The 17,319-nt window shown below is 74.8% G+C and carries 17 protein-coding genes; 10 read left to right on the forward strand and 7 right to left on the reverse strand.

What is annotated here, in order from left to right; genetic code table 11:
• The first annotated feature begins 43 nt into the window (after positions 1–43).
• The gene (locus IN07_RS10330; protein WP_052091113.1) at positions 44–913 is read left to right on the forward strand and encodes a WecB/TagA/CpsF family glycosyltransferase; all 870 of its coding nucleotides are present in this window, start codon (positions 44–46) and stop codon (positions 911–913) included.
• A 128-nt stretch (positions 914–1,041) separates the two neighbouring features.
• On the forward strand, positions 1,042–1,791 hold the full coding sequence (locus IN07_RS10335) for a sulfite exporter TauE/SafE family protein (protein WP_036335630.1): 750 nt from the start codon (positions 1,042–1,044) through the stop codon (positions 1,789–1,791).
• Positions 1,792–1,813: 22 nt separating this feature from the next.
• Here IN07_RS10335 and IN07_RS10340 read toward each other — a convergent pair whose 3' ends face one another.
• From IN07_RS10340 to IN07_RS10370, 7 genes are all read right to left on the reverse strand, one after another.
• Positions 1,814–2,929, reverse strand: coding sequence for an NAD(P)/FAD-dependent oxidoreductase (locus tag IN07_RS10340; protein WP_036335631.1), 1,116 nt, complete (start codon positions 2,927–2,929; stop codon positions 1,814–1,816).
• Positions 2,930–2,939: 10 nt separating this feature from the next.
• Positions 2,940–3,512, reverse strand: coding sequence for an LOG family protein (locus IN07_RS10345; protein ID WP_036335632.1), 573 nt, complete (start codon positions 3,510–3,512; stop codon positions 2,940–2,942).
• Positions 3,513–3,599: 87 nt separating this feature from the next.
• Entirely contained in the window at positions 3,600–4,058 is a 459-nt protein-coding gene (locus tag IN07_RS10350) for a MaoC family dehydratase (protein WP_036335633.1), read from the reverse strand.
• Positions 4,055–5,599 carry an acyl-CoA synthetase gene (locus IN07_RS10355; RefSeq protein WP_036335634.1) on the reverse strand — a complete coding sequence of 515 codons (1,545 nt, stop codon included), beginning with the start codon at positions 5,597–5,599 and terminating at the stop codon, positions 4,055–4,057. Before IN07_RS10355 ends, IN07_RS10350 begins: the two co-directional genes overlap by 4 nt.
• Entirely contained in the window at positions 5,596–6,459 is an 864-nt protein-coding gene (locus tag IN07_RS10360) for an amidohydrolase family protein (RefSeq protein ID WP_036335729.1), read from the reverse strand. The genes IN07_RS10355 and IN07_RS10360 overlap by 4 nt, the downstream gene beginning before the upstream one ends.
• A gap of 5 nt (positions 6,460–6,464) precedes the next feature.
• Positions 6,465–7,373: an SDR family NAD(P)-dependent oxidoreductase gene (locus IN07_RS10365; protein ID WP_036335636.1), complete on the reverse strand. Its 909-nt coding sequence runs from the start codon at positions 7,371–7,373 to the stop codon at positions 6,465–6,467.
• Positions 7,374–7,434: 61 nt separating this feature from the next.
• Complete coding sequence (locus IN07_RS10370) at positions 7,435–8,313, reverse strand: PaaX family transcriptional regulator (protein ID WP_231558096.1); 879 nt, start codon at positions 8,311–8,313, stop codon at positions 7,435–7,437.
• Positions 8,314–8,548: 235 nt separating this feature from the next.
• Between IN07_RS10370 and IN07_RS27045 the strand changes: the two genes are divergently transcribed.
• From IN07_RS27045 to IN07_RS25185, 8 genes are all read left to right on the forward strand, one after another.
• Positions 8,549–10,111: an ATP-binding cassette domain-containing protein gene (locus IN07_RS27045; RefSeq protein WP_036335637.1), complete on the forward strand. Its 1,563-nt coding sequence runs from the start codon at positions 8,549–8,551 to the stop codon at positions 10,109–10,111.
• Positions 10,112–10,136: 25 nt separating this feature from the next.
• Positions 10,137–11,030, forward strand: coding sequence for a branched-chain amino acid ABC transporter permease (locus tag IN07_RS10380; RefSeq protein WP_036335638.1), 894 nt, complete (start codon positions 10,137–10,139; stop codon positions 11,028–11,030).
• The gene (locus IN07_RS10385) at positions 11,023–12,234 is read left to right on the forward strand and encodes a branched-chain amino acid ABC transporter permease (protein WP_036335639.1); all 1,212 of its coding nucleotides are present in this window, start codon (positions 11,023–11,025) and stop codon (positions 12,232–12,234) included. The genes IN07_RS10380 and IN07_RS10385 overlap by 8 nt, the downstream gene beginning before the upstream one ends.
• Positions 12,231–13,496, forward strand: coding sequence for an ABC transporter substrate-binding protein (locus tag IN07_RS10390; protein ID WP_036335640.1), 1,266 nt, complete (start codon positions 12,231–12,233; stop codon positions 13,494–13,496). Before IN07_RS10385 ends, IN07_RS10390 begins: the two co-directional genes overlap by 4 nt.
• Before the next feature lie 18 nt (positions 13,497–13,514).
• Positions 13,515–15,059, forward strand: a complete 1,545-nt coding sequence (locus tag IN07_RS10395) for a class I adenylate-forming enzyme family protein (protein WP_231558097.1) — start codon at positions 13,515–13,517, stop codon at positions 15,057–15,059.
• Positions 15,056–15,826 carry a TIGR03084 family metal-binding protein gene (locus IN07_RS10400; RefSeq protein ID WP_036335642.1) on the forward strand — a complete coding sequence of 257 codons (771 nt, stop codon included), beginning with the start codon at positions 15,056–15,058 and terminating at the stop codon, positions 15,824–15,826. The genes IN07_RS10395 and IN07_RS10400 overlap by 4 nt, the downstream gene beginning before the upstream one ends.
• A gap of 78 nt (positions 15,827–15,904) precedes the next feature.
• Positions 15,905–16,996: an aromatic ring-hydroxylating dioxygenase subunit alpha gene (locus tag IN07_RS10405; protein ID WP_036335643.1), complete on the forward strand. Its 1,092-nt coding sequence runs from the start codon at positions 15,905–15,907 to the stop codon at positions 16,994–16,996.
• Positions 16,993–17,313 carry a hypothetical protein gene (locus tag IN07_RS25185; RefSeq protein ID WP_064972399.1) on the forward strand — a complete coding sequence of 107 codons (321 nt, stop codon included), beginning with the start codon at positions 16,993–16,995 and terminating at the stop codon, positions 17,311–17,313. The genes IN07_RS10405 and IN07_RS25185 overlap by 4 nt, the downstream gene beginning before the upstream one ends.
• The last annotated feature ends 6 nt before the right edge of the window (positions 17,314–17,319 follow it).

Below are 17,319 nucleotides of genomic sequence, written 5' to 3' on the forward strand. Positions count from 1 at the left end.
AGATGGCTGTGCACAACAGGATCGGACGAGGCGAGGACAGCGCGTGCGCACCCCGGACACATCACCACTCGGCTCGATCGTCGACTTCAGCACCGAACGAGCCCTCCGCCGGGCCGAGCCGGTCAGCCGGCCCGCGTCGGCTCCGCAGGCCGACCCGGTCGCTGAGGTGGCCGGCCATCTCGCCCGGTTGCACGACACCGGCCAGCCGGTGGTCACCGTCTCCTGGGTGAACCACCACAGCGCCCTGGAGCTGCTGCACGCGGCACCCGAGCTGCTGGGGCGCCTCACCTACCTCGGCGTCGACGGGCTCTTCCTGCGCAGCCTGCTGGGCGGGGGACTGGTGCCCCGCACCAGCGCCGATCTCGTCCTCCCGGAGCTGCTGGGCCGGCTCCGGGCGCCCCGGGTCGCCGTCGTCGGCGGGCGACCGGAGGACGTGGCGAGCCTCCGGCGCGCGGTGGCCGCTCTGCTCCCGCCGGACGGCGAGCTGGTCTCCGTCCGCGACGGCTACGCCGGCCGGCCCTCCCCGGAGGAGCTGGACGTCTGGCTGGCCCGCACCCGGCCCACCGTGGTGCTGGCCGGGCTCGGTGCCCCCCTGCAGGAGCAGTTCGTCCTGGACGTCGCCCGACACCTGCCGCGGGGGCTGGTGCTCACCTGCGGCGGCTTCCTCGACCAGGTGCAGCAGGCCGGCTACTACCCCGCCTGGGCCTATCCGCTGAAGCTGAACTGGCTGGTGCGGCTGGCCCGCGAGCCGCAGCGGATGTGGCGGCGGTACTCGGTCGAGGCCGTGGCGGCGCTCCGTGCCCGTGCCGCGCTGCGCGCCGAGGTCCTCGGCGCCCCGGGATTCCAGCGGCTCCGGTGGTACGCCTGGCCCGAGGTCGACGACCGGTGGACCGCGGAGGCCACCAGCTCCTGAGCCCGCCCGGTCGGCGCCGCCGGCGTGGCGTGGCCGTCCTGCTCCTGGTCACCCGGCGTCCGCCCTGCTCACGTGCATGATCGGCCGGTAGCGCGGCCGATGCGGGGGAGGGGGGGACGGTGGACGGGATGCTGCTGGTGGCCGGCGGCGTGGTCGTCTTCGCCGCCAGCGTCCTGGCCGGCGGAACCGGCTTCGGCTACTCCCTGGTGTGCGCGCCGCTCCTGCTGCTCGCCGGCATCCCGCTGACCGACGTCGTCGTCATCAACCTCACGGTCGGCGTGGTGACCCGGATCGGAGCCGTCCTCCGGCTCCGGCACTCGGTCGACCGGCAACGGTCCACGTACCTGGTGGTGGGTTGCGTCCCCGGACTGCTGCTCGGCCACCTCGCCCTCGACCGGGTCGACGCCGACGCGCTCAAGGTGACGGCTGGAGTCGTGGCGGTCGTCGCCGCGGGCTTCCTCCTGCTCCGGCGGCCGGCCGTCCGGTCCGGTGAGCCGGGGGCGCCGTCCCGCCTCGCGCCGGGTGTCGCCGGGGTGCTGGGCGGGTTCCTCGGCATCACGACCTCGATGAACGGCCCCCCGCCGGTGATCCTGCTCTCCCACCGGAACGTGGCGCCCCGGGCGTTCATCGCCGACATGGCGGTGTACCTGCTCGCCTGCAACGCCATGGCCCTCGCCGTGATCGGGCTGACGGGTGGGCTGTCGCTGGACCGGGTGGGGCTGCTGCTGGCGTGCTGGCTCCCGGGCGCGGTGCTGGGCAACCTCCTGGGCGTGGCCTACGGCTCCCGGCTGCCCCTGGCCCCGTTCCGGCTGCTGACGCTCGGTCTGGTCATGGTCACGGGGCTGGCGACCGTGGCGACGTCGGTCGGCAGTCTGTGACGGGGCCCCTGTCGCTCGAGGGTCAGCGCAGCCGGCGTGCGGTGGCCGCCAGGGTCCGGGCGGTGAGCCGGCCGTCGGCCAGCCCGAGGGCGACGACGTCGTCGAAGACCCGCTGGTCGGCCCGCGCCGCCCGCACGGCGGCGTCCATCAGCACCGGCCACCGGCTCAGCTGGGAGGTCACCGCCGACGCGCGGAGGTGCCCGCCGAGCCGGCGGCGCAGCAGCCGCCGGTGCACCTCACCGGCGCGCGGACCGTGGCCGGCCGCCGTGCCCGCCAGGGCGCCGGAGAGGACGGCGTAGAAGATCCCCTCCCCGGTCAGCGGGTTGATCAGTGACTGGGCGTCCCCGGCCAGCAGCACCCGGCCCCCGGGCAGCCTGGGCCGGCCGGTCGACAGCGGCAGCCGGTGCGCGCGCAGCCCCTCGGGCCGCACGCCCGGCAGCATCCGGTGCAGCCCGGCGACCAGCTCGGTGCGGGTCACGCCCCCGGAGACGAGCTCGCCGTAGCCGACGTTGGCCCGTCCGTCGCCGATCGGGAAGGACCAGGCGTAGGCCGGCCAGCGCTGGTCGGTGGTGGTCACCACCTGCACGCCGTCCAGGCCGGGGAGCACCGGGGCGTAGCCGCGGATCGCGATGGCCAGCCGGTCCGGCGGGTTGGGGGCCAGCCCGAGCGCCCGGCGCACCACCGACTCGGCGCCGTCGGCGCCCACCATCACCCCGGCGCGGACGACGTCGTCGACCTCGACGTGCGTGCGGCGCACGGTGACCTGGCGGACGGTGTGCCGCCGGAACCGGACGCCGGTGGCCAGCACCTGGGCGAGCAGTCGCCCGTCGAGCACCGCACGGGGCACGACGAGCGAGGGCCGGTGCAGGGCCCGCTCCACCGTCGTCCCGCCCGGGCCCTGCAGGCGGAGCCGGGGGACGGCGGGGAACCCCGCGGTCAGCGCCGGGACGTCGATCCCCAGCGCGGCGAGCACGTCCAGCGCCTCGGGGGCGATCCCGTCCCCGCAGACCTTGTCCCGGGGGAAGTCGGCGCGGTCGAGGACCAGCACGTCGGCGTCCGGCCGGGCCCGGCGGACGGCGGCCGCGCACGCCGCGCCGGCCGGCCCGCCCCCGACGACGACGACGTCCGCGTGCTCCATGGGCAGCAGGCTAGGCGGCCGGTGGCGGGGTCCACTTGCGCGCCGGGTGCTCGTAGCCCGCGACGAAGGCCAGCAGCTCCGCGGCGTCGTGCACCACGCCGAGGGCGTCGAGCCGGTTGGCCGCCAGGTAGCCGTCGTCGACCATCCGGCGCAGCTGGTCCAGCAGCGGCTGCCAGAACCCGTCGACGTCGAGGAACGCGGTGGGCTTGGCGTGCAGCCCGAGCATGCCCCAGGTCCAGGCCTCGAACAGCTCCTCGAGGGTGCCGGCGGCACCGGGCAGGGCGACGAACGCGTCGGACAGGTCCGCCATCACCGCCTTGCGCTCGTGCATCGTCTGCACGACCTCCAGGCGGGGCAGGCCGGGGTGCGCCACCTCGTCGTCCACCAGGTGCTGCGGGATCACCCCGACCACCTCGCCGCCGGCGGCCAGCGCGGCATCGGCGACGACGCCCATCAGCCCGACGTTCCCCCCGCCGTAGACGATGCCGACGCCGGCCCGGGCCAGCTCGGTGGCGAAGGTGGCGGCAGCCCGCTGGTGGGACGGCGGCCCGGCGTGGGACCCGGTGAAGACGGCGATGCGCACGCCTCGGACGGTATGCGCATCGCCGTCATGGCCCTCCTGCAGGGGCCCGCCGCGAACTTGCGAGCGGTGGGGGGCAGGAGGGTCCTTTCAGGCGTAGGTGCGGGTGACCCACTCGGCGATGCAGACCGGCTTGTCGCCGCCCTCGCGCTCGATGGTGACGGTGACGGTGTTCTGCAGCCCGCCGGCGATCTCCTCCACGTCCTTGAGGGTCACCCGCGCCCGGACCTTCGAGCCGACCGGCACGGGCGCGGGGAAGCGGACCTTGTTCAGTCCGTAGTTCACGCCCATCTTCGCGTCGGTGACCGTGTAGGTCTGCGAGACCAGGGGCACGAGCAGCGACAGGGTCATGTAGCCGTGCGCGATCGGGCCGCCGAAGGGGCTCTCCGCCTTCGCCCGCTCGACGTCGACGTGGATCCACTGGTGGTCACCGGTGGCGTCGGCGAACAGGTTGACCGCCTCCTGGGTCACCTCGTACCAGTCGCTGGTGCCGAGTTCCTGGCCCTTCAGCGAGGGCAGCTCGGCGATGGTGGTGGTGGTGCTGGTCATGCGTCCTCCTCGGTTGGCACGTACGTCTGTCGCAGGTCCGGCTTGCGGATCTTGCCGGTCGCGGTCTTGGGCAGCTCGTCCACGTAGCGGACCTCCTTGGGCACCTTGAACCCGGCGAGCCGTTCTCGCAGCGCGGCGCGGAGCGCGTCGGCGTCACGGGGGGCCCCGGGCGCGGGGACGACGACGGCCAGGCCGACCTCGCCCCAGTGCGGGTCGGGCTTGCCGATCACCGCGACCTCCTGCACCTCGGGGAGCTCCAGCATCACCGACTCGACCTCCGCCGGGTACACGTTCTCCCCGCCCGAGATGATCATGTCCTTGTAGCGGTCGCGGATGTAGAGGTAGCCGTCCTCGTCGGTGGAGCCGGCGTCCCCGGAGTGGTACCAGCCGTCCACGATCGCGGCGGCGGTGGCGTCGGGCGCGTTCCAGTACCCGGCCATGACGTTCGGCCCGGACAGCACGATCTCGCCGACCTCACCCGGCGGGCACTCGGTCCCGTCGGGCCGCACGACCCGGACGTCGGTGAAGAACTGCGACTTCCCGGCCGACCCGACCTTGGTCACCGCGTCCGCGCTGTCCAGCGCGGTGCCGGCCGGGGCCGTCTCGGTCATCCCGTAGGCCTGCTGCACGGTCACCCCACGCTCCAGCCAGGTGCGCAGCAGCGGGAGGGGGAGCGGTGCCCCGGCGGCGCCGATGGTGCGCAGCGCCGAGAGGTCGAGGGTGCCGAAGTCCGGCTGGCGGCTGAGCGCGTCGAGCATCGTGGGGACGGCGAAGAACGACGTCACCCGCTGCTCGGCGATGACCGCCAACGTCGCCGGCGGGTCGAACCCCCGCACGAGCACGACGCAGCCGCCGCGCAGCAGGGTCGGGTTGAGCGTCCCGTTCAGCCCGCCGATGTGGAAGAGCGGGGCGAGGGCAAGCGTCCGTTCGTCGGGGGTGAAGTCGAAGCCGAGCACCTGGCTCATGCACGACCAGGTCATGTTCCCGTGGGTCAGCACCGCGCCCTTGGGTCGTCCGGTGGTGCCGGAGGTGTACATGATCAGGCAGATGTCGTCGAGGGTGACCGGCTCGTCGCGCTGCACCGGCTCCGCCTCCGCCAGCAGCCCCGCCCAGTCCAGCGAGTCGGCGCCGCCGGACAGTGGGGGCTCGGCCGCCACCCAGTGCCGGACGGCGGGCAGGGCCGCGCGCAGGGCGTCCGCCGTCGCCCCGTGCTCCCGGCCGTGCACGACCAGGGACGCACCGGAGTGCTCGAGCACGTACTGCGCCTCGGGCGGGGTGAGCCGGGCGTTGACCGGCACCCAGATCGCGCCGAGCTGGCCGCACGCGTAGTGCGCCTCGAGCCCGGCCGGGTGGTTCCCGCCGAACCACGCGACCCGGTCACCGCGCTGCACCCCGAGCCCGGCCAGCGCGGTGGCGGCCCGCCGCACCCGCAGGGCGAACTCGCCGTGCGTCGTCGTCGTCCCCTCGAACCAGAGCGCCGGCTTGTGCGGGGAGCTCCGCAGCCGGCGTTCGGGCCAGGAGCCCAGTCCGGCGTTCCTCACCGCAGCCCCAGGGCCACGATCGCGTTCTCCTTCATGATGAGCGGCCGGACCTCGTCCTTGATCTCCAGGGCCTCGAAGTCGCGGATCCAGCGCTCCGGGCGCAGCAGCGGGTAGTCCGAGCCGAACAGCACCTTCCGCTTCAGCATCGTGTTCGCGGCGCGGACCAGCTGCGGCGGGAAGTACTTCGGCGACCAGCCGGAGAGGTCGATGTAGACGTTGGCCTTGTGGGTGGCCACCGAGATGGCGGCGTCCTGCCAGGGCACCGAGGGGTGGGCCATGATGATCGTCAGGCCCGGGAAGTCGGCCGCGACGTCGTCCAGCAGCATCGGGTCGGAGTAGCGCAACTTGATCCCGCGCCCGCCGGGCAGCCCGGCGCCGATCCCGGTCTGCCCGGTGTGGAACAGCGCCGGGACGCCGAGGGACTGCAGCTCCTCGTACAGCGGGTACACCGCGCGGTCGTTGGGCAGGAAGTCCTGCAGGCTGGGGTGGAACTTGAACCCCCGCACGCCGTGCTCCTGCACCAGCCGGCGGGCCGCCCGGATGCCGGCCACCCCGCGAGCCGGGTCGATCGACCCGAACGGGATGAGGACGTCGGGGTGCTGCGCGGCGAGGTCGGCGATCTCCTCGTTGGACAGCGTCATCTGCCCGGTGGCCGCCTCGGCGTCGACGGTGAAGACGACCGCGGCCATCTGCTTGCCCCGGTAGTCGGCGGCGATGTCGGGGACGGTCGGGTCGTAGGGGTCGCCCTTGAAGTACTGGCTGGCGGCGGCGTTGAGCTCGTCGTCCAGCGCGAGGTGCCCGTGCTGGTCGGCGTGCACGTGGACGTGCACGTCGATCGCGACCAGCGTGTCCAGGTCCAGCCCGGTCACTTCGGGGGCTCCGGCAGCTGCTGGCCCACCGTCTGCTGGGACGACGCGAACTTCGCCGGCCACGCCTCGGCGATGGCGTCGGGCGACCAGCCGGTGCCGTCGGCGAACTCGACGACGACCTCGGTCGGGTGGCTCCACAGTGCGAGCCGGTCGCCGCCGATGCCCACGGCCTGCCCGGTGATCCCGGCCGCGGCGTCGGAGGCGAGGAAGGCCACCAGGCCGGCGGCGTCCTGGGGGCTGCCGAAGCCCAGCTCCTGCCGGGCGAAGGCCGGCAGCGGGTCTCCGGCGGCGAGCGCGTCGACGTAGGGCTTGAGGAAGGGCACCGTCTCGGTCATCGCGGTGGCGGCGACCGGGACGACGGCGTTGACGGTGATCTCGGCCCGGGCCAGCTCCATCGCCCAGGTGCGCACCATGCCGACGATCCCGGCCTTGGCGGCGGCGTAGTTGGTCTGGCCGAAGTTGCCGACCTGGCCGGTGGGGGAGCCGATGCAGATGACCCGGCCGCCCTCGCCCTGCTCGCGCATCCGGATCGCGGCGGCACGGGTGCAGGTGAAGGTGCCGCGCAGGTGGGTGGTGAGGACGGCGTCGAACTGCTCGTCGGTCATCTTCCACACGGTGGTGTCGCGCAGGATGCCGGCGTTGTTGACCAGCACGTCCAGCCGGCCGAACTCGTCCACCGCCCGGTCGACGAGCGCCTGGGCGGCCTCGCTGCTGCCGACCGCGACGACCTCGGCGACGGCGGTGCCCCCGGCGTCGGTGATCGACTGCACGGCGGCCTCGGCGACGTCGGGGTCGACGTCGTTGACGACGACGGCGGCCCCGCAGCGGGCGAGTTCGGTGGCGTAGGCGAGGCCGAGGCCCCGTCCGGATCCGGTGACGACGGCGACCTTGCCGGTCAGGTCCATGAGTGCTCCTTCGTTCGACGCCGTGGTGGCGACGGTTGGGGGGATCGGTGGGTGGGTGGGGTCACGGGCCGGGAGCGGCGCGGACCGCCCGGGTCAGGGCGGCGTCGGCCCCGGGCCGGAGGGCGGCGAACGTCCGCCGGTAGAGGTCGGTGCTGCGGGCGGCCGGCCAGTCCGGGCCGAGGTGGCGCGCGGGGAGCCCGGGGTCGGTCCCCAGCAGCCGGAGCCAGTCGGCGATGAGCAGGGTGGCCCGCCCCAGCTCGCTGAGGTCCTCCGGCGGTGCGGCCCACGCCTGGAGGAAGAGCTCGTGCGCGGCGAGCACGGCCGGGACGTCCCAGGCCCGGTGCACCAGTCCGTCGACGTCGGTGCCCGGCAGCGGCTGCGCCGCGAACCAGTCGGCCAGCCCGGCGGCGTCCTCCAGGCCGGCCTCGGCGAAGACCTCCGCGACGTCGACCGTGCCCGGGGCGATCCACAGCCCGTCGCGCAGCCCGCCGAAGCCCGCCCACGCCAACCGGGAGCGCACCCGGTGCCGGAGGTCGCGGAGGCTCTCCGGCATCGAGTAGCTCAGCAGCGTCCAGCTGCCCTCGGGGTGCTCGAACGGGGTGGGGGAGTCGACCCGCCGGCCGGCCCGGCTCAGCACCCCCTCGCTCAGGGCGGTCAGCTGGTAGCGCGCGGTGCGCCCCACCTGCGACCGCTCCAGCAGGCCGCGGTGGGTCATCCGCTTGAGCGTGGCGCGGGCGGCGGCCTCGGTGACGCCGAGCTCCCCGAGGAGGTCGAGCAGCACCACCGCCGGCAGCGGGGGCACCTCCCGGCCCTGTACGAAACCGCCGAGGAAGCCCAGCAGCAGCGACTGGGGCCGGTGCGGCCCGTCCGCCCCGCGGTCGGCCGGCGCCGGAGCCGCCTGGGAGTTCACCGCTGCGTCCGCGTCCGCAGTCGCCTCCACAGGTCCCACGTCCGCAGTCGTCTCCACTGCGCCCACGTCCGCAGTCGCCTCCACCGCACCCACGTCCGCAGTCGCCTCCACAGGTACCCCCCGTCCGAGCCGCCGGGCGGCGACTCGGACACAAAGCTAGACAACTCCTTGACGCGCGTCGAGACCCTCTCTAGCTTTCGTGTGACACCGACCACGTCGGACGAGCGCCGCTCGTCCCTCTCGGGAGCGACCAGGAAGGACGGCGATGGCCGAACCGCTGCTGAGCGTCGAGCACCTCGACGTCTCCTACGACGGCGCAGTCCAGGCGTTGCGCGACGTGTCGCTGGAGGTCGCGGCCGGGTCGGTCGTCGCCGTCCTCGGCTCCAACGGCGCGGGGAAGACGTCGCTGCTGCGGGCGGTCTCCCGGGCCCTGGGCTCCTACGGCGGCGCGGTCACCGGCGGCACGATCCGCTACCAGGGCGTGGACCTCGCCGGGCTGGACACCTCCACGGTGGTCCGGCGCGGGCTGGTCCAGGTGCCCGAGGGGCGGCGCGTCTTCCGGGACCTCACCGTGGAGGAGAACCTGCGCGCCGGCGGGTTCACCGTCCGCGACGCCAAGGCCCGGGACGAGGCCCGCGACCGGGTCTTCGACCTCTTCCCGGTGCTCGCCGAGCGCCGCACCCAGCTCGGCGGGCTGCTGTCCGGTGGCCAGCAGCAGATGCTGGCGATGGGCCGCGCGCTGATGACCTCCCCGCAGCTGCTGCTGCTCGACGAGCCCTCGCTCGGCCTCGCCCCGCTCCTGGTCGACCAGATCGGCGAGATCGTCACCACGATCAACGCCCAGGGCACCGCCGTCCTCCTCATCGAGCAGAACGCGGTGATGGGCCTGCGGGTCGCCGACCGCGCCTACGTGCTCGAGGTGGGCCACGTGACCGCGGCCGGCAGCGCCGACGAGCTCGCGGCCAGCGACGACGTCCGGCAGCGCTACCTGGGCGCCGCTGCGCCGGAGCGTCCCGCGGCCGTCGTCGTCACCGAGCCGGGGATCCCGACCGCCGAGGCGCCCAAGCGGCTCGCCGTCGAGGGGCTGACCGTCCGGTTCGGTGGCATCGCCGCGCTGTCGGAGGTCTCCTTCGCCGTCGAGCCCGGCACCGTGCACGCGCTGATCGGGCCGAACGGGGCGGGCAAGTCCACCTGCATCAACGTGCTCGGCGGCGCCTACCGCGCCACCGAGGGGCGGGTGACCTACGGCGAGGACGAGCTGACCGCGCTGCCCTCCCACCGGACCGCCGGGCTGGGCGTCGCGCGGACCTTCCAGAACATCTCGCTGGCCCTCGAGGACACCGTCGAGGACAACCTGCTGGTCGGTCGGCACCGGTTGATGCGCTCCGGAGTCCTGGCCAGTGCCCTGCGCACACCCGGGGCCCGCCGCGAGGAGCGCGCGCACCGGTCGACCGTCCGCGACATCGCCGACCTCCTCGGCCTGGGCCCGCTGCTGCACGTGCCCGTGCACAGCCTGTCCTACGGCAACCGCAAGCGCGTCGAGATGGGCCGGGCGCTGGCCGCCCGCCCGTCCCTGCTGCTGCTGGACGAGCCGGTCGCCGGGATGACCCACGGGGAGTCGCAGGAGATGGCCGAGACCATCCGCCAGGTGCGCCGGGACCTGGGGCTGTCGGTGCTGCTCGTCGAGCACGACATGCCCTTCGTGATGGGGCTCGCCGAGCAGGTCACCGTCCTCGACTTCGGCAAGAAGATCGCCGAGGGCACCCCGGCCGAGGTCCAGCGCGACCCCGAGGTGCTCCGGGCCTACCTCGGGGCGTCGGCAGCGTGAACGGCAGCGGAGCGGAGACCCCGAGATGAGCTACTTCCTCACCCAGGTCCTCAACGGCCTGTCCTACGGGCTGGTGCTGAGCCTGATCGCGGCCGGGTTCGCCATCGTCTTCACCTCGACCGGGGTGCTGAACTTCGCGCACGGCTCGATCGTGCTGCTGGGGGCCTACCTGGTCGCGGTCCTGCACCCGACGATCGGCTTCTGGCCCGCGATGCTGGTGGCGCTGTTCGGTGCGGCGCTGGTCGGGGTGCTGATCAACGCGCTCCTGGTGCGCAACCTCGCCGATCCCGAGCCCGGGGCCGCGGCCATCCTCATGCTCGGGGTGGACATCGTGCTGCTCACCGAGCTGACCCGGCGGATCGGCAACCAGGTGCTCCCGGTCGGTGCGCCGTGGGGGGCCTCGGTGGTCCGCTTCGGCGACATCGCGCTGCCCACCGGACGGGTGGTGGCGGCCGGGGTGACGGTGGTCGCGTTCGCCGCCCTCTGGTACCTCTTCTCCCGCACCGACCTCGGTGTGGGCATGCGCGCCGCGGCCGCCGACGGCCCGACCGCCTCGCTGATGGGCATCCGGCTGTCCCGCACCGCGGCCACCGGCTGGGCGCTGGCCGGTGTGCTCGCCGCGGTCGCCGGCGTCTTCCTCACCTCCTTCCCCTCCCCGGGGGTCGCCCCGACGATCGCGCTCAGCGCCTTCGCGGCGATCCCGGCGTGGGTGCTCGGCGGGTTCGACTCGGTGCCCGGCGCCGTCGTCGGCGGCCTGCTCATCGGGCTCACCAGTGCCCTGGTCACCGGCTACGAGGGCGACCTCGAGCACGTCCTGGGCGCCGGGTTCGGCGAGGTCGCGCCGTACGTGGTCATGATCGTCGTCCTGCTCGTGCGGCCCTCGGGCCTCATGGGCAGCAAGGAGGCCGTCCGTGTCTGATCTCCTCCGTCGGCTCGGCGGCGTCGCGCTCCTCGTCGTCGCCCTGGCGCTGCCCCTGGTGCTCGACGACTTCTGGCTGCAGACCGGGCTGTTCGTGATGGCCGCGGCCATCGGGGCGGTCGGGCTCACCCTGCTGGTCGGCGTCGCCGGGCAGCTGTCGCTGGGGCACGCGGCCTTCGCCGCGATCGGCGCCTACGTGTACGCGTGGTCCACCGGTGAGACCACGACGTCGGTCACCGGCGGGGGTCTGCCCCCGGTGCTGGGGCTGGCGCTGGCCGCGCTCGTCGCTGCGGGCGTGGGCGCCGCCTTCTCACCCGTCGCCGGCCGGCTGCGGGGCATCTACCTGGGCCTGGCCACCCTGGGGCTCGTCTTCGTCGTCCGGCACCTGCTGCTCAACCTCACCGACTGGACCGGCGGGTTCACCGGCCGGTCGGTCGAGTCCTTCGCGCTCGGCGGGTTCAGCTTCAGCAACCGCGACCCCGACTACCTCGCCGTCGGCGGCGTGGAGTTCGAGGGGCTGCACCGGCTCTGGTACCTCTTCCTCCTGCTCGCGGTGGTGGCCTGCTGGCTGGCCGGGAACCTGCGGGCGAGCCGCACCGGCCGGGCCTGGGCCAACGTCCGTGACTCCGAGACGGCGGCAGCCGCCATGGGCATCGGGGTGGCCCGGGCGAAGGCGGCGGCCTTCGTCGTCTCCTCCGCCTACGCCGGGACCGCGGGCGCGATGCTGGCGCTCGCCTACGGGCGGGTCGCGCCGGACGTCTTCTCGCTGACCGCGTCGGTCGACTTCCTGGTGATGATCGTGTTGGGCGGGCTGGGCTCGGTGGCCGGAGCGGTCGTCGGCGCGCTCTTCGTGACCGCGCTGCCGCTCGTGCTGGCCGAGTACAGCTCGGCGCTGCCCTTCCTCGCCGCCCCCGGTTCGGGCGGCCTGGACCCCTCGACGGCCTCCCGGATCGTCTACGGGCTGGCGATCATCGCCGTCCTGGTCCTCCTCCGCGGCGGCCTCGCCGGCGCCGGTCGTCGACTCCGGCACCGGCTCGGGGGCGGCGGTCCCTCCGGCGACGCCGGCACCACCGACCCGGACACGCCCGGTCCCGGACCCACCGGCCGCACCGCCCCAGCCTCCGGCACCACCGACCCCAGCACCCCAGACGGCAGCCACCCGGCCGCGGTCACCCACCCCCGGTCGAAGGAGACCACCCGATGAAGCACCTGCCCCGCACCTGTGCGCTGACCGCCGCGGCCGTCACGATGCTCTCGCTGGCCGCCTGCAGCACCACGGACCCGAACGCGTCGGGCGAGGGCGGCGGTGGGGAGGGTGACGTGACCACCGGCAGCGGGGTCACCGACTCCGAGATCACCGTCGGCATGCTCACCGACCTGTCGGGGCCGTTCGCCGCCGGCGCCGCGGTGCAGGTCACCCAGACCAACGCCTACTGGGACCAGGTCAACGCCGACGGCGGGGTCTGCGACCGGGACGTCGTGGTCGACGTGCAGGACCACGGCTACGACCCGCAGCGCGCGGTCACCCTCTACCGGAGCATGGCGCCGGACGTCATCGCCCTGCAGCAGGTCCTCGGCGGCCCGACCAGCGCGGCCGTGCTGCCGCTCGCCGAGCAGGACGACGTCTACGTCGGCGGCGTCGGGTGGACCGGCTCCGCGCTGCAGTACGAGAACAACCAGCTCCCCGGCGCCAGCTACGCGATCGAGGCCGCCAACGCCGTCGACTACCTGGTCGACGAGCTCGGCGTGCCCGAGGGCGGCCGCATCGGTGTCGTCTACTTCGCCGGGGACTACGGCGGCGACGCCCTGGCGGGGGCCGAGCACGCCGCCGAGGAGCGGGGCGTGGAGATCGTCGCCCAGGAGATCACCTCGCAGACCACCGACCTGTCCGCGCAGGCCTCGGCGCTGGTCCAGGCCGACGTGGCCGGCGTCGTGCTCGCCGCCGCGCCCACCCAGCTCGCCTCGCTGGCCGGGGTGCTGGCCACCCAGGGGGCCGACGTCCCGATCGTCGGGATGAACCCGACGTTCAACCCCTCGCTGCTGGGCAGCCCGGTCGCGGACGCGCTTGTGGCCAACGCCTACAGCATCACCAGCGTGGCGCCGTACGCCTCGGACGCCCCGGGCGTCCAGGCCGCCAACGAGCTCTACGCCTCCGTCGCCCCCGACGGTGACGTGGGCTGGGAGGTCCCGCTGGCCTACGTCCAGGGTGAGCTGCTCCGGCAGGCGCTCGAGGGAGCCTGCGAGGCCGGGGAGCTGACCCCGGAGGGCGTCGTCGCCGCACTGCAGGAGAGCTCGTCGGTGGACACCGACGGTCTGCTGCCCGACGGGCTGGACTACTCCCAGCCCGGGCAGTCGCCCACCACCACCGTCTACGTCTCCAAGGTGGGCGCCGCCGCCGAGGCCGGACTGGCGCTGCTGGAGGAGTTCAGCGGCCCCAGCGCGGAGTCCTTCTCCTACGGGGGCTGAGCGGTGCCGGCGCTGGCGGTGAGCGAGCTGCGGTCGCCGGGCGTCGGCCTGGTGGAGGGCGTCCTCGGCGACGTCCTCCACCGGGCGGTCCGGGAGGGCCCCGAGGACCTGCTGCTGAGCACCCCGGCCACCGGGGGGACCTGGACGGCGGCACAGCTGCTGGCCGACGCCCGGGTGGTGGCCGCCGGGCTGCTGCGCGACCGGGCGCCCGGTGCCCGGATCGCCACCTGCCTGGGCAACGGGCCGGCGCCGGTGCTGCTGCAACTGGGCGTCGCCCTGGCCGGGATGACCCTCGTGCCGATCAACCCCCGGTCTCGGCCGGCCGAGCTGGAACACGCCCTGCGGCTCTCCGGCGCGGCCTGCGTCTTCGCCGCCGAGGACGTCGCCGGCAACCCGGTGGCCGACCTCTGCGCGGCCGTCGCCGGCGTCGAGGTCGTCCGGGTCGGCGCCGACTGGCGGGCCGCCCTGCCGGAGGCCGTGCCGGGGGAGCTGCCGGTCGTCGACCCCGAGAGCCTCGCCCAGGTGCAGTTCACCTCCGGCACCACCGGCCGGGCCAAGGGGGTGCGGATCACCCACCGCGCCATGGTCGTCACCGGGCACGCCTTCGCCGAGCGGCTGGGGCCCACCGCCGGCCGGACCTGGTGCAACCCGATGCCGCTGTTCCACACCGCGGGCAACGTGCTCGGGGTGGTCGGGGCGCTGTGGGCCCGGGCCGAGCACGTCGTCTTGCCGTTCGCGCCGGGACCGGTGCTGCAGGCGCTGGCCGACCGCCGGGTGACCATGCTGTCGGCCGCCCCCACCCTGCTGGACCTGCTGGCCGCCCAGGGCCCGCCCGGGCTGCCCGACCTGCGCGTGCTGTTCACCGGCGGGATGACGGTGACGCCGGCCTTCGTCGACCGGGTGGAGCAGGTCTTCGACGCGCGGCTGTCGATCACCTTCGGCATGACCGAGACCTGCGGGGCGGTGCTGCAGACCGCGCCGACCGACCCCGACCCGATGCGCCGGGAGACCGTCGGGGCGCCCCTGGCCGGCACCGACGTGCGGATCGCCGGCCCGGACGGCGACGCCGTGCCGCCCGGGACGCCGGGGGAGCTGTGGGTGCGCGGCGCGCGGATCACCCGCGGCTACCTGGACGACCCGCCCGCGACGGCCGCGGCCATCGACGCCGACGGCTGGCTGCACACCGGCGACCTGGCCGCGATGGACGCCGGTGGTGCCTGCCGGGTCGTCGGCCGGCTCAAGGACATGATCAAGACCGGTGGGGAGAACGTGTCCCCGGTCGAGGTCGAGGAGGTGCTGGCCGAGCACCCGGACGTCGCCCGGGCCGCCGTCGTCGGGGTGCCGGACGAGCGGTGGGGGGAGCTGGTGGTGGCGTTCGTCGTCCCGGCGGGCGGCCGCGACCCGCACCCGGACGAGCTGACCGCCCACTGCCGGGAGCGGCTGTCGCCGTTCAAGGTGCCGCGTTCGTGGCGGGTCGTGGACGAGCTGCCGATGACCGCCTCGGCCAAGGTGCAGCGCGCCGAGCTGCGCCGGATCGCCGCCGAGCCGTCGACGGTGCCGTGAGGCCCGGGCTGCTGGCCGACCTGGCCGCCGAGGGCGCTGCGCTGGAGGAGCTGCTCGGCACGCTCGAGCCCGCGGACTGGGCCCGGCCCACCCCCGCGGCCGGGTGGACCGTCGCCCACCAGGTCGCCCACCTGGCCTGGACCGACGAGGTCGCCCTGCTGGCCGCCGCGGACCCCGCCGCGTTCGCCGTCCGGGCGGCCGCGGAGCCGGCCGACGCCGTGGTGGGCGGGGCCGAGGAGGGGGCGGCCGAGCCGCCCGCGGTGCTGCTGGCCCGGTGGCGGACCGGCCGGGGAGCCCTCGCCGAGGCCCTCGCGGCCGTGCCCGACGGCACCCGGCTGCCCTGGTTCGGCCCGCCGATGAGCGCGGCGTCGATGGCCACGGCGCGGCTGATGGAGACCTGGGCGCACGGCGTGGACGTCGGGGACGCCCTCGGCCGCCCGCCCCGCCCCTCCGCCCGGCTGGACCGCGTCGCCCACCTCGGCGCGCGCACCCGGGCGTTCGCCTTCGCCGCACACGGCCGCCCGGCGCCGACGGCCCCGATCCGGGTCGAGCTGACCCGTGCGGACGGCTCGCGCTGGACCGAGGGCCCGCCGGACGCCGGGCAGTCGGTCACCGGGCCACTGCTGGACTTCTGCCTGCGGGTGGTCCAGCGCCGGCCCCGGGCCGCCCTGTCCCTCGTCGCCGTCGGCCCGGACGCCGACGCGTGGCTCGACGTGGCACAGGCGTTCGCCGGCCCGCCCGGACGGGGCAGCGATGGGCTTCCGTGAGGCGGAAGGAGGGCTGTTCTCCGCCGTGACTGCCGTCACGCTGGAGGGGTCGAAGAGGACACCAGCGGGAGGAAGCCCATGACGTCGATCGTCCGCAACCAGTGGTACGTGGCCGCCTACGGCCGCGAGGTCGGCCGCGAGCTGTTCAGCCGCACGATCTGCGGGGAGTCGATCCTCTTCTGGCGGACCGAGGCCGGCGAGGTCACCGCGATGAGCGACCGCTGCGTGCACCGCCGGTTCCCGCTCTCGCAGGAGCCCAGCCACCTGGTCGGCGACACCGTCGTCTGCGGTTACCACGGCTTCACCTACGGCGCCGACGGCGGCTGCGTGGCCGTGCCCGGTCAGACCCGGGTGCCGCGCACCGCCCGGCTGAAGAGCTACCCGGTGGTGGAGCAGGACAGCTTCGTCTGGGTGTTCATCGGCGACGCCGAGAAGGCGGAGGGCGCCGCGATCCCGCGGGCACCGTGGCTGGCCCAGGAGGGCTGGACGACGGTCAGCGGCATGGAGCCGCTCGCCGCGCGGGCCAGCCTGCTCGTGGACAACCTGATGGACCTCTCGCACGAGACCTACCTGCACGGCGGGTACATCGGGACGCCGGAGGTGGCGAACACCCCGATCACCACCGAGGTCGACGACGCCGCCGGGGTCGTCTACGTCAGCCGGCACATGGCCGACGCGGAGTGCCCGCCGTTCTACGCGAAGAGCACCGGCATCACCGGCCGGATCACCCGCTGGCAGGACATCGAGTTCACCCCGCCCTGCCTGTACAAGCTGCACAGCCGGATCGCCCCGGTCGGGGTGCTGCCGAACGACGACGGCACCGACCCGGACGCCTTCCACGTCGAGGTCGTCTACGCGATCACCCCGGAGACGGAGTCCACCACGCACGACTTCTGGGCGGTCGCCCGCGACTTCGCCCTCGACGACGAGGGGGTCTCGGACTTCCTGCGGGAGAGCAACCGCACCGTCGTCCTGCAGGACGTCGTCGCCCTCGACGTGCTGGAGAAGGTGCTGACCGGCGAGCCGGACGGCTACCAGGAGCTCTCCATCAACATCGACACCGGTGGCCTGGCCGCCCGGCGGATCATCGCCCGGCTGGCGGCCGAGGGCGCCGGCGAGCAGGCACCGGCCACCCCGCCGGCCCGCACCCCCGCGGCGGCCACCCGGTGACCGTCCCCGAGCCCCGGGACGGGTCGCGCACCGAGCCCGGGCTGACGCTGCCCGCGCCGCGACAGGTGCTCGAGGGCGAGCGGGTGCTGCGGGTCAACTGGCTGCCCGGCTCCGACCGGCTGCGCGGCCTGTGCCACTGCGGCGCCGAGGCCGAGGCGTCGGACCCGGTGGAGATGTGGGAGTGGCTGCTGGCCCATCCCGACCACCCGGCCGGTGGACCGGTCGAGCCCCCGGTGACAGGCCCGCTGCCGACCCCGCCCGCCCACCTGGTGACCGACCCGCTGGTGATCATCCGCAGGGTCCCGGTCCCCGCCTGAGAAAGT

It is taken from the genome of Modestobacter caceresii, from assembly GCF_000761485.1.
GTDB classification, from domain to species: Bacteria; Actinomycetota; Actinomycetes; order Mycobacteriales; family Geodermatophilaceae; genus Modestobacter; species Modestobacter caceresii.